Genomic DNA, 11166 nt, shown 5'->3' with positions numbered 1-11166 from the left:
TTGTTTCGATCTCCTGACGGCGCAATGCCGGATTGGACGATGAGAGGAGTGGTGCCCATGACGCGGATCGAACGCGTGACCTCTCCCTTACCAAGGGAGTGCTCTACCACTGAGCCACATGGGCATCGACACGGGTTTGGGCGCCTTGGCCACGACACCCAAACCCGTGCCGACGGTTTGCTGGAGCGGGAGACGGGAATCGAACCCGCGTCATTAGCTTGGAAGGCTAAGGTTCTACCATTGAACTACTCCCGCAAAGGAGTCGCTTCCCATCGCCGACTCACCACGTCCGCGCGCCAGCAAACCCGCACGAACGGCCTCATCGCTTCGCCTGGTGGAGGGGGTTGGATTCGAACCAACGTAGGCGTAAGCCAACAGATTTACAGTCTGCCCCCTTTAGCCACTCGGGCACCCCTCCGCGGCGAACCACAGATTATATGTTGAGTTTGAGTCGCTGCCAATGCCCCATCCGCGACGCACGGTCACCAAAGGATTGCGCTGCGGCCACGGCTGGCCAGCCAGGCGTTGGCCTGACTGAAATGCCGGCACCCCACGAACGGCGCAGGCGGACGGCGAGCCGACCGCGGCGAAGGGTGATTGCACGCCAGGATGGCGTGCCGCGTGGCGTCGATCAGCGGGCGCTTGGCCTGCGCGCTGGCGCCCCATAGCATGAACACGCAGGCCGGGGAGCATCGCGACACCTGCGCAATGAGGGCGTCGGTCAGGGCTTCCCAGCCGCATCCGGCGTGGCTGCCGGGGCGGCCGTCTTCGACGGTCAGGACGGTATTGAGCAACAACACGCCTTGCGCCGCCCAGCGCCCGAGGTCGCCACTGGCAGGTGGCGCCCGTCCCGTATCGGCTTGAACTTCGCGATAGATGTTGCGCAAACTCGGTGGCAAGCGCTGCCCCGCCGGCACCGAAAAGGCCAGTCCCTGCGCCTGCCCCGCCCCGTGGTAGGGGTCTTGCCCCAAGATGAGCACTTTCACATCCTGCGGCCCGCCGGCTTGCAAGGCACGGAAGACTTGGGCGGGATAGACGATGGCCCCCTGGCGCACGCGCCCATCGACGAAATCGATCAGGGCCCGGCCCTGCGGACTGACACGAAAGGGCTCGGTGACGGCACGCCAGTCGTCACCGACCCGCTCGAAGCAGGCCTCCAGCGGCTCGCGCAGCCGGTTGTCCACTGGACCCTCGGCGGCCAAGAAGCAGGGCTGGGGGGGCTGGGCGCTCATTCGAACAACGCCGAGAGAGCCGAGCCGGGATCGTCGGCGCGCATGAACGCCTCGCCCACGAGGAACGCATGCACGCCGGCTTGGCGCATGCGCAGCACGTCCGCACGCGTGAGAATGCCCGATTCGGTGACCAACAAGCGGTCCTGCGGGACCTCGGGCAGCAAACTCAAGGTGGTCTCCAAGCGGACCTCGAAGCTGCGCAGGTCGCGATTGTTGATGCCCACCAGAGGCGTCTTCAAGCGCAGCGCCCGCTGGAGCTCGGCGCCATCGTGCACTTCCACCAGCACCGCCATGCCCAAGCCGTGCGCCACGGCCTCCAGATCGGCCATCTGTGCATCGTCCAGACAGGCCGCGATCAGAAGGATGCAGTCGGCACCCCAGGATCGCGCCTCGTAGACCTGGTACTCGTCGATCATGAAGTCCTTGCGCAGCACCGGCAGCCAACAGGCGGCGCGAGCGTCTTGCAGGTGGCGCGCCGAGCCGCGGAAGAAGCGCTCATCGGTGAGCACCGACAGGCAGGCCGCGCCATGGCGGGCATAGCTGGCCGCGATGTCGGCCGGCACGAAATGCTCGCGCAGCAGCCCTTTGCTGGGGCTGGCTTGCTTGATCTCGGCGATCACGGCGGCGCGGCCGGCCCCCCGGACCTGGCGCATGGCGCCGACGAAATCGCGCTGCCCGCCCAGCGCCTCGGCCTCCCGGCGCAGGCTGGGCAGGTCACGCTGGCGTCGGGCCGCGGCGACTTCCTCGCGCTTGACCTGGACGATGCGTTGCAGGATGTCGCTCATGCGGCAGCTCCTCCAGCCGCAAGCTTTTGCGTGACTGCCACGAACTGGCTGAGCTTGGCCAGGGCCTTGCCCGAGGCCACGACCTCGCGGGCCAGGCGCACGCCTTCGGCGATGGATGCAACCACGTTGGCGCAATACAGCGCCCCGGCGGCATTGAGCAGCACGATGTCGCGTACGGGCCCATCCTCGTTGGCCAAGGCGCGCTGGATGCACTGCACCGACTCCTCCTTGCTGGCCACGCGCAGCACGCGCGCGTCATAGACGGGCAAGCCGAAGTCGGCCGGATGGATCATGTATTCGCGCACTTCACCGTCCTTGAGCTCACCGACCATGGTCTCGCCGGACAGCGAGATTTCGTCCATGCCATTCATGCCGTAGACGACCATCACGTGTTCGGCGCCCAGGCGCTGCAACACGCGTACCTGGATGCCCACCAGGTCAGGGTGGAACACACCCATGAGCTGGTTGGGCGCACCCGCGGGGTTGGTCAGCGGCCCCAGAATGTTGAAGATGGTGCGCACCCCCAGCTCTTTGCGCACCGGCGCTGCATATTTCATCGAGCTGTGATGATTGGGCGCGAACATGAAGCCGATGCCGGTCTCGGTCAGACAGGCGGCCACCTGCTCGGGGCTGAGCATGATGTTGGCGCCTAGCGCTTCGAGCACGTCGGCGCTGCCGGTACTGGACGACACCGCCCGTCCACCGTGCTTGGCCACACGTGCACCGGCCGCAGCCGCCACGATCATCGCCGCAGTGGAGATGTTGAAGGTATGCGCCGCATCGCCGCCGGTGCCGCACAGGTCCACGAGATGGGTCTTGTCCGGCACCGTCACCGGCGTGGCGAACTCGCGCATGACTTGGGCGGCCGCAGCGATTTCGCCAATGGTTTCTTTCTTGACACGCAAGCCGATGGCCAGCGCGGCGATCATCACCGGCGACATCTCCCCACTCATGATGCGGCGCATGAGGGCGAGCATCTCGTCGTGGAAGATCTCGCGGTGCTCGATGACGCGGGTCAGGGCCTCGGTGTTGGTGATGGGCATCGGGGGCCTCCTCCTCAGTGCAGATTCAGGAAGTTTCTCAGCATCGCGTGCCCATGCTCGCTGAGTATGGACTCCGGATGAAATTGCACACCCTCCAGCGGCGCGCGGCTTGCGGCCAGCGCGATGTGACGCACCCCCATGATTTCCCCGTCTTCGGTGGTGGAGGTGATCTCCAGCTCGGCCGGCAGGGTCTCGCGCTCGATGGCCAGCGAGTGGTAACGCACCACCTTGAACTGGCGCGGCAAGCCGGTGTACACGCCTTTCCCATCGTTGGTGATGGTGCTGGTCTTGCCATGCATCTGCACCTTGGCGCGCACGATGCGGCCGCCCAGCGCCGCACCGATGCTTTGGTGGCCCAGGCACACGCCCAGAATCGGCAGGCGGCCCATGAAGTGGCGGATCGCGTCGATGCAGATGCCGGCTTCGGCTGGCGAGCAGGGCCCCGGCGACAGCACGAGGTGATCGGGCTTCAGGCTGGCAATGCCTTCGAGCGTGATCTCGTCGTTGCGAAAGACACGCACCTCCTGGCCCAGCTCGCCGAAATACTGCACGAGGTTGTAGGTGAAGGAGTCGTAGTTGTCGATCATCAATAGCATGGCAGCCCCCTGGCTCAAAAGCCCTCTTCGACCAGCTCGGCCGCGCGCAGCAAGGCTCGAGCCTTGGCCTCGGTCTCGCGCCATTCCATCTCGGGCACCGAATCGGCCACCACTCCGGCGGCAGCCTGCACGTACAAGGTGTTGTCTTTGACGATGCCCGTGCGGATCGCAATGGCCACGTCCATGTCGCCGGCAAAACTGAGGTAGCCGCAGGCGCCGCCGTAGATGCCGCGCTGCACGGGCTCGAGCTCGTCGATGATCTCCATGGCGCGGATCTTCGGGGCGCCGGTCAGGGTGCCAGCCGGGAAGCTGGCGCGCAGCACGTCGAGGTTGGTCGTGCCGGGCTTGAGCAAGCCTTCCACGTTGCTGACGATGTGCATCACGTGCGAGTAGCGCTCGACGACGAAGGCTTCGGTCACCTTGACGCTGCCGGTCTGGGCGATGCGGCCGATGTCGTTGCGCGCCAGGTCGATGAGCATCAAGTGTTCGGCACGCTCCTTGGGGTCGGCCAGCAGCTCGGCCTCCAAGGCCTTGTCCTGCTCGGGCGTGGCCCCACGCGGTCGAGTGCCGGCAATGGGCCGAATGGTGATCTTCTCACCCTCGGGGACATGCTCGTGGCGGACCAGGATTTCGGGGGAGGCGCCCACGATCTGGAAATCCCCCATGTCGTAGAAGTACATGTAGGGCGAGGGGTTGAGCGAGCGCAGCGCCCGGTACAGCGACAGCGGTGACTCGGTGTAGCGCTTCTTCAGGCGCTGACCGATTTGCACCTGCATCATGTCGCCCGCGGCGATGTATTCCTTGGCCTTGAGCACGGCGGCCAGGTAGTCGTCCTTGGCGAATTCGCGCTGCACCGGATGCGAGACGCCGCGACGCACCGGCGGGGCGGTGACGCTGTACTTGAGTTTGTCGGTGAGCTCGGCCAAGCGGCGTTTGGCGCGGAAATAGGCTTCGGGCTCGCGCGGATCGGCGTAGACGATGAGGTAGAGACGGCCCGAGAGATTGTCGATGACGGCCAGCTCTTCGGTTTGCAGCAAGAGGATGTCCGGCGTGCCGATGCCGCCGCCTTTGCGCCCCTTGGCCAAGCGCGGCTCGATGTAGCGCACGGTGTCGTAGCCGAAGTAGCCGGCCAGCCCGCCGCAAAAACGCGGCAGACCGGGACGCAGCGCCACCTTGAAGCGGGTTTGGTACTGCGCGATGAAGTCCAGCGGATTGCCTTCGTGGCGTTCGACGATCTGACCATCGGTGCAGACCTCGGTGACCCAGCCGGTGCTGCGCAGCCAAGTGCGCGCCGGCAGGCCGATGAAGGAATAACGTCCGAAACGCTCGCCACCGACCACCGACTCCAGCAGGAAGCTGTGGCGGCCCTGGCCGCCGCCATGGGCCAGCTTCAAATACAGCGACAGCGGGGTTTCGAGGTCGGCGAAGGCCTCGGCGATGAGAGGAATGCGGTTGTAGCCTTGTTGGGACAGGCTTTTGAATTCGAGTTCGGTGATCACAGGGCCCTCCTGGGCACGGGCGCCTGCAGGAGGCGCCGGTGGCCATGCGGATGGTGTTGGTGGGCGAATCCCCGGTCAGACGGATCCGAGAATTCCTTGGACGCCGAACCCGCAGGCGCGCTGGCAGGGGCACTGGGCACCGACCGCGGTGCGGGCATGGGCAAACTAAACCGGCCGATGCGGGCGACGCCAGGGCCAGGCTCCCCGGTCGTGTTGACCCCTGGTTAGTTTGCGAGACAGGAACATGGGCTTCAGTGTAGCAGCCCCCCAAGTCAGGGAAAACCACCCCGATCTCTGACGAACGTTCGTGCGTTTTCCTGCTACATTGTGCGACCGAGGATCGTGCGACATGCCGGATCCTTGGCCGCGGCTGCGGTCGGTTCGTCGAGGAGAGCTCCACCATGCGCTTGCACACTCCATGGCTCAGGGTCCGCCAGCTCGCATGGGCCCTGGCCCTGACGGCTTGTCCTGCCTGGGTCCAGGCCCAGACCCCCCCGAACACCGCCCCCGCGGCCACGACACGCGCCGCGGTGGAGCTGGCCGGCGCGAAGTTCGACAACGAGATCACGCTGGCCGGCCAGCGTTTGCAGCTCAATGGCGCGGGGATTCGGTTCAAAGCCATCTTTCGCGTCTATGCCGCGGGCTTGTATCTCGCCCAGAAGGCGTCGACGCCTGCGGCAGTGTTCGCCGCCGCCGGCCCCAAGCGCCTGCACATCGTGATGTTGCGCGACATCGATGCCAACGAACTGGGCAAGCTGTTCACCCAGGGGATGGAGAAAAACGCCTCCCGCGAGGACTTCGTCAAATCCATTCCCGGCACGATCAAAATGGGCGAGATCTTCGCCGCCAAGAAGCGCTTGGCCACGGGCGAGAGCTTCCAGGTGGACTGGATCCCCGGCCAAGGCACAGTGATTCTGGTCAATGGCAAACCCGCGGCCGAACCGATCAAGGAGCCGGAGTTCTACACCACGCTGATGAAGATTTGGCTGGGGCAGAACCCGGCAGACGCCAACCTGAAGGACGCGCTGTTGGGCAAGGCGCCCGCCACCCAGGACGCGACAAACTAGACGCCCAGCCCCTGGCGCAGCCTGTGCGCCAGCTGATCGAGCCGATCGAGGTGGGCCCATGCAGGCAGGGCGCGCACATCCTGGCCATGGTTGTAGCCGTAGGTGACCAGCACCAGGGGACAGCCGGCCGCCCGGGCCGCCTCGGCATCGTTGCTGGAATCTCCGATCATCAGGCTGCGTGAGGGTTCGCTGCCCAGCGCCTCGCAGGTGCGCCACAGCGGCAAAGGGTCGGGCTTGCAGCGCTCGAAGGCGTCGCCACCGTAGATCCGCTCGAAGTAGCCGGCCAAGCCCATGCGCTGCAGCAAGGGCTGGGCGAAGGCCGTGGGCTTGTTGGTGAGGCAGGCCAGCCGCAGCCCTTGCGAATGCAGCCAGGACAGGCCCTGCTCGACCCCCGGGTAGACCTGCGCGTGCTGGCCATTGATGGCCCGGTAATGCGCTTGGTAACGAGCCCAGGCGGCAGCGTACAGCGCGGGGTCGGCGCCGACATGCGCCAGGGTGCTGCGCAGCAGGTGCTCCGAGCCTTTGCCGACGGTGTTGGCCACGAATTGGCGGTCGATGCCGGGCAAGCCCAGGTCCTGGAGGCAGCGGTTGAGGGCCACGACGAAGTCGCCCAAGGTGTCGATCAGGGTGCCATCGAGATCGACGATGGCAGCTTGCAAGGGCGGCAAGGACAACATCTGGAACAGAAGACGGCAAAAATCGCAGTATCGCGCACGCCACGAGGCGCTGGGGCTGCCTCAGGGGGTTCGGTCGGGTTACGCTCAGGGAATGTCGACCCACGAACCTCCTGAATTGCCCAACGCATCGACCGGTTGGTCACGTCATCTCGCTCGCTGGCGGCGCTCCCTGAACAAGCCCTGGCGCCACAAGCTGGCGTCGGTGGCCCATGGCCTTCAGCGGCTGGCAGCGCCCTTGACGGTGCGCTGGCATTGGCTGCGCGCACGCCACGCCCCGCCTCGCCCGCATGGACTGCCGGGCGAACTGGTCCTCAGTCTGACGTCGTTTCCCGGGCGTTTTCCTGTGCTGCACCTCACCCTGATGAGCCTGCTGGGGCAAACCGTGAAGCCCGACCACGTGGTGCTGTGGGTGGACGAAGCCTATGCGGACCTCGTGCCGCCGAAGGTGCGCTCACTGCAAGACCATGGCTTGAGCATCCGCACCTGGCCACAGGACATCAAGAGCTACATGAAGATCATCCCCAGCCTGGCACGCTGGCCCGAGGCCACCTTCGTGACGGCCGACGACGACATTTGCTACTGGCCGACATGGCTGGAGGAACTGCTGGCCGCCAGCGCCCACAGGCCGGGGCACGTGGTGTGCCATCGGGCGCACCGGGTCTTGCGTGACGATGCCGGGCGCCTGCGCGCCTACCGGGACTGGCGCTGGAGCGTCGAGGAGCCGGCCTGCGGCGACGATTTGTTCTTCACCGGGGTGGGCGGCGTGCTTTACCCCGCCGGCTCGCTGCAGCGCTGTGCCGCCGAGGGAGATCGCTACCGGGCGCTCGCCCCCCACGGGGATGACATTTGGCTCAACTGGATGACCCGATTGCAGGGCTACGGCGTGTTCACCACCGGACGCGGGCAGCGGCTGGTGAGCTGGCTGGGCAGCCAGCGCTCGGGCCTGTACCGCCACAATGTGCGGGGCCATGGCAATGACGAGGCCTTGCAGCACATGACGCAGGTCTATGGCGACCTGCTGGGGCGGCCGCCCACCGCCTCGACGCCTGCTCAGGCAGCCAGCTGCGCCCGCATGGCGTCGATGACCGCTTTGTAGTCAGGCTGGCCGAAGATGGCGCTGCCGGCCACGAAGGTGTCGGCCCCGGCATCGGCCACCTGGCGGATGTTGTCCACCTTGATGCCACCGTCGACCTCCAGGCGAATGTCACGCCCGCTGGCGTCGATCCACTGACGCACTCGCTCGATCTTGCGCAAGGCCGAGGCAATGAAGCTTTGCCCGCCGAAGCCGGGATTGACGCTCATGATGAGCACCAAGTCGACTTTGTCGAGCACCCACTCCAGCGCGTCGAGGGGCGAGGCCGGGTTGAACACCAAGCCGGCTTGGCAGCCTGCGTCCTTGATGAGCTGCAAGGTGCGGTCGACGTGAGCGCTGGCTTCGGGGTGGAAGCTGATCAGGTCGGCACCGGCCTTGGCGAACGCCTGGGCCAAGGCATCGACGGGTTGCACCATCAGGTGCACGTCGATCGGCACGGGCCGGCCATCCGGGGTCTTGGCATGCGGCTTGAGCGCCTGGCACACCATGGGGCCAAACGTCAGGTTGGGAACGTAATGGTTGTCCATCACGTCGAAATGGATCCAGTCGGCGCCGGCGGCGATGACCTGGCGCACTTCCTCGCCCAAGCGGGCGAAGTCGGCGGACAGAATGGACGGGGCGATGCGGTAGTTCATGAGGCTCTCCAGGGCGCAGGGATTGTAGAAGTCCGGCGCGTGCCGGGGTGGGCGCAGGGTTGCTACCATCCCAAGGTATGAGCGCCTACGAATTCAGCGTGGAGGTTCAGCCGCGCTACCTGCCCGAACATTCCGACCCCGAACAAGGGATGTACGCGTTTGCGTACACGGTCACCATCCGCAACACGGGCCAGGTGGCAGCACAGCTGATCTCGCGGCACTGGATCATCACCGATGCCCACGGCCGCATCGAGGAAGTCAAGGGCCTGGGCGTGGTGGGGCACCAACCCCTGCTCAAGCCGGGCGAGGGGTTCGAGTACACGAGCTGGACCCGTCTGGCCACGCCGCGCGGCACCATGGGCGGCAGTTACTTCTGCGTGGCCGAGGACGGTGAGCGCTTCGAAGTGCCGATCCCGGCGTTCTCGCTGTCCGCCCAGCGCAACCACCTGCATTGACCGCTCGCATGCCTGGCCTGTTCGATGCCCGGCCCGCCGCGGTGTGGGACCTGAATTCGCTGCTCGCTGCCTTGGACCCGCGCGCCCCGCGGGCCGAGCGCAATCTGTGGCTGGTGCGCTTGCTGGAGTGGCTGCGCCGCAGCCCGGTCTCGCCCAAGCCGGCCGAGGGCTCGGCCCCGGCGGCCGTGCCGCCCGGCACGCCTCGGCCCGTGCTCAAGCTGCGCCATCTGCTCAATTTATTGGACCGGGAGCCCGACTATCGGGCCCGGCTCGTGGAATTGCTGGCCCGCACCCTGGTGGACATGGATGCCACGTTGTTGCTGGCCGACTTCGGCTTTGCCTCCCACAGAGCCTTCTTCAGCGAGGTGCTGGAACGCCTCCAGCGCAAGCTGCTGCCAGGCACACCGGACACGGAAGACTGGTCGGAGCTGTTTCAGCTGATGTTCAGCGATGCCAACGATGCACAGTGGCTGCAAGCGATCGACGACGAGACGCTGGATCGACTCGCAGCCCTGTTGCGCGAGGCGGTGGCCGCCAGCCGGCATCCCAAAGCCGCTGAGAGCTGGCGCACGGCGCTGCTGGACGCCACGGTCATGTGCCTGACACAAGTGCGCGCGTTGGCCTTCTCGGCCGACGTGCGCATACGCCTGGCCGGCGCGGCCCGTGCACTGGTGCCGTTTCATCAATTGCTGCGCGCCTTCCAGTCCGTACGCCAGGAGCTGGAGGCCGCACCGCCGCGCCCCGAGGCCTTGGGCCCGGCGCTGCGCTACTTCCACACCGTGCTGGATGCCTGCCGGCGCGATGCAGACACGGTCTATGACACGCTGGAAGACACGGGCATCTCCGTCAACATCGTGTTTGCCGTGCAGCAGTTGCAAGCCCGGCTGGACCGGGCCCAACAGTTGCTGGACTGCCTGCTCAGCGAAGCGCCGGCGCGGGCCGTGCGCGACTTGGTGGTGCAGCTGGCGCACACTGCCGAGCGCCGGCGCAGCGTGCGGGCCCTGGTGGCACGCAATTACTCCTTGCTGGCGCGCAAGATGGCCGAACGCAATGCGGAAACGGGCGAACACTACATCACCCGCAACCGCCGCGAGTATCTCCAGATGGTTTGGCGCGCCGCAGGCGGCGGGGCGGTCACGACGGTGACGGTCTTTCTGAAGTTTCTGATCGGCCTGATGGGCTTGTCGGGCTTCTTCGCAGGGATGGCCGCCGGACTGAACTATGCGATCAGCTTCGTGGCCATCCAACTCGCTCATTTCACCCTGGCCACCAAGCAGCCCGCCATGACCGCGCCAGCCATGGCCCACAAGCTCGGCGACTTGGGCCGTGACGAAGCGGTGGAGGATTTCGTCGACGAAGTCAGCCACCTCATTCGCACACAGGTGGCCGGCATCGTGGGCAATGTGAGCGTGGTGCTGCCCTGCGCCTTGGCCGTGCAATGGGGGTGGAGCCTGGTGTTCGGTGCGCCGCTGATCGGGGTCGACCAGGCTCGCTATGCCGTCGATTCGCTCAGCGCCTTGGGCTGGACGCCCGTGTATGCAGCCGCCACGGGCGTGCTGTTGTTTGCCTCCAGCCTGATCGCCGGCTGGGCCGAGAATTGGTTCGTGCTGCACCGCTTGGGCAGCGCACTGCGCTGGAACCCGCGCATCGTGGCGCGACTGGGCGCCCACCGCGCCGCACGCTGGTCCGCTTGGCTGCAAGCCCATGTCTCGGGCTTGGCCGGCAATGTCTCGCTGGGACTGATGCTGGGGCTGGTGCCTGCCGTGGCGCACTTTTTTGGCATCGGCTTGGACGTGCGGCACGTGACCTTGGCCAGCGGTCAGCTGGGCGTGGCCTTGGGCGCCATCGGCTGGGAGCTGCTGTCCACCCCGGGGTTTTGGCTGGCGGTGACGGGTATCGCACTGACCGGCGTGCTCAATGTGACGGTGAGCTTCCTGCTGGCGTTCCGCCTGGCGCTGCGCGCACGCAACATCCGCCTGAAAGACCGTGGACGCATCCACGCCGCGGTCTGGGCCCGGCTGCGCCAGCGCCCCTGGAGCTTCTTGTGGCCGCCCCGCGACCCGGCAGCGAGCTGATCGGGGCCG

The 11166-nt window shown here is 66.4% G+C and carries 11 protein-coding genes and 3 tRNA genes; 4 read left to right on the top strand and 10 right to left on the bottom strand.

The genetic code is table 11. The features are described 5' to 3' along the window. Window positions 1-49: 49 nt before the first annotated feature. From CTA01S_RS08475 to trpE, 8 genes are all read right to left on the bottom strand, one after another. A tRNA-Thr gene (locus CTA01S_RS08475) sits at window positions 50-124 on the bottom strand. A gap of 57 nt (window positions 125-181) precedes the next feature. Further along, window positions 182-255, bottom strand: a tRNA-Gly gene (locus CTA01S_RS08470). Between the two features lie 77 nt (window positions 256-332). Then, a tRNA-Tyr gene (locus CTA01S_RS08465) sits at window positions 333-418 on the bottom strand. Window positions 419-482: 64 nt separating this feature from the next. Continuing rightward, on the bottom strand, window positions 483-1232 hold the full coding sequence (locus tag CTA01S_RS08460) for a uracil-DNA glycosylase (RefSeq protein WP_062194483.1): 750 nt from the start codon (window positions 1230-1232) through the stop codon (window positions 483-485). Continuing rightward, window positions 1229-2017, bottom strand: coding sequence for an indole-3-glycerol phosphate synthase TrpC (trpC, locus tag CTA01S_RS08455; protein ID WP_062194479.1), 789 nt, complete (start codon window positions 2015-2017; stop codon window positions 1229-1231). The genes CTA01S_RS08460 and trpC overlap by 4 nt, the downstream gene beginning before the upstream one ends. After that, window positions 2014-3060 (bottom strand): anthranilate phosphoribosyltransferase, encoded by a 1047-nt coding sequence (gene trpD / locus CTA01S_RS08450; protein WP_062194475.1) that lies wholly within the window; start codon window positions 3058-3060, stop codon window positions 2014-2016. Before trpD ends, trpC begins: the two co-directional genes overlap by 4 nt. Window positions 3061-3074: 14 nt before the next feature. Continuing rightward, the gene (locus CTA01S_RS08445) at window positions 3075-3656 is read right to left on the bottom strand and encodes an anthranilate synthase component II (protein WP_062194472.1); all 582 of its coding nucleotides are present in this window, start codon (window positions 3654-3656) and stop codon (window positions 3075-3077) included. A gap of 14 nt (window positions 3657-3670) precedes the next feature. Next, entirely contained in the window at window positions 3671-5155 is a 1485-nt protein-coding gene (trpE, locus tag CTA01S_RS08440) for an anthranilate synthase component I (RefSeq protein WP_019561557.1), read from the bottom strand. Between the two features lie 401 nt (window positions 5156-5556). Here trpE and CTA01S_RS08435 point away from each other — a divergent pair, with 401 nt between their 5' ends. Continuing rightward, on the top strand, window positions 5557-6222 hold the full coding sequence (locus CTA01S_RS08435; RefSeq protein ID WP_062194468.1) for a chalcone isomerase family protein: 666 nt from the start codon (window positions 5557-5559) through the stop codon (window positions 6220-6222). Here CTA01S_RS08435 and gph read toward each other — a convergent pair. Then, window positions 6219-6899 (bottom strand): phosphoglycolate phosphatase, encoded by a 681-nt coding sequence (gph, locus tag CTA01S_RS08430; RefSeq protein ID WP_062194464.1) that lies wholly within the window; start codon window positions 6897-6899, stop codon window positions 6219-6221. The genes CTA01S_RS08435 and gph overlap by 4 nt on opposite strands. A 91-nt stretch (window positions 6900-6990) precedes the next feature. Here gph and CTA01S_RS08425 point away from each other — a divergent pair, with 91 nt between their 5' ends. Beyond that, complete coding sequence (locus tag CTA01S_RS08425) at window positions 6991-7995, top strand: glycosyltransferase family A protein (protein ID WP_062194459.1); 1005 nt, start codon at window positions 6991-6993, stop codon at window positions 7993-7995. Here CTA01S_RS08425 and rpe read toward each other — a convergent pair. After that, entirely contained in the window at window positions 7950-8627 is a 678-nt protein-coding gene (gene rpe, locus CTA01S_RS08420) for a ribulose-phosphate 3-epimerase (protein ID WP_062194456.1), read from the bottom strand. The genes CTA01S_RS08425 and rpe overlap by 46 nt on opposite strands. A 77-nt stretch (window positions 8628-8704) precedes the next feature. On the opposite strand from rpe, the gene apaG reads away from it, so the two are divergent. Then, window positions 8705-9082: a Co2+/Mg2+ efflux facilitator ApaG/CorD gene (gene apaG / locus CTA01S_RS08415; RefSeq protein WP_062194453.1), complete on the top strand. Its 378-nt coding sequence runs from the start codon at window positions 8705-8707 to the stop codon at window positions 9080-9082. A gap of 8 nt (window positions 9083-9090) precedes the next feature. Then, window positions 9091-11157, top strand: a complete 2067-nt coding sequence (gene tlpB / locus CTA01S_RS08410) for a transporter-like protein TlpB (RefSeq protein WP_062194450.1) — start codon at window positions 9091-9093, stop codon at window positions 11155-11157. The last annotated feature ends 9 nt before the right edge of the window (window positions 11158-11166 follow it).

Source organism: Caldimonas taiwanensis NBRC 104434 (assembly GCF_001592165.1).
Taxonomy (GTDB): Bacteria; Pseudomonadota; Gammaproteobacteria; order Burkholderiales; family Burkholderiaceae_C; genus Caldimonas; species Caldimonas manganoxidans.
Note: the sequence above shows the minus strand (reverse complement) of the source record. Positions and strands in the feature narration are given on the sequence as shown.

Coding starts and splice junctions, on each gene's coding strand:
- trpC (WP_062194479.1), bottom strand. CDS start 2,017: ATGAGCGACATCCTGCAACGCATCGTCCAGGTCAAGCGCGAGGAAGTC.
- trpD (WP_062194475.1), bottom strand. CDS start 3,060: ATGCCCATCACCAACACCGAGGCCCTGACCCGCGTCATCGAGCACCGC.
- apaG (WP_062194453.1), top strand. CDS start 8,705: ATGAGCGCCTACGAATTCAGCGTGGAGGTTCAGCCGCGCTACCTGCCC.
- CTA01S_RS08435 (WP_062194468.1), top strand. CDS start 5,557: ATGCGCTTGCACACTCCATGGCTCAGGGTCCGCCAGCTCGCATGGGCC.
- CTA01S_RS08445 (WP_062194472.1), bottom strand. CDS start 3,656: ATGCTATTGATGATCGACAACTACGACTCCTTCACCTACAACCTCGTG.
- CTA01S_RS08460 (WP_062194483.1), bottom strand. CDS start 1,232: ATGAGCGCCCAGCCCCCCCAGCCCTGCTTCTTGGCCGCCGAGGGTCCA.
- gph (WP_062194464.1), bottom strand. CDS start 6,899: ATGTTGTCCTTGCCGCCCTTGCAAGCTGCCATCGTCGATCTCGATGGC.
- tlpB (WP_062194450.1), top strand. CDS start 9,091: ATGCCTGGCCTGTTCGATGCCCGGCCCGCCGCGGTGTGGGACCTGAAT.
- CTA01S_RS08425 (WP_062194459.1), top strand. CDS start 6,991: ATGTCGACCCACGAACCTCCTGAATTGCCCAACGCATCGACCGGTTGG.
- rpe (WP_062194456.1), bottom strand. CDS start 8,627: ATGAACTACCGCATCGCCCCGTCCATTCTGTCCGCCGACTTCGCCCGC.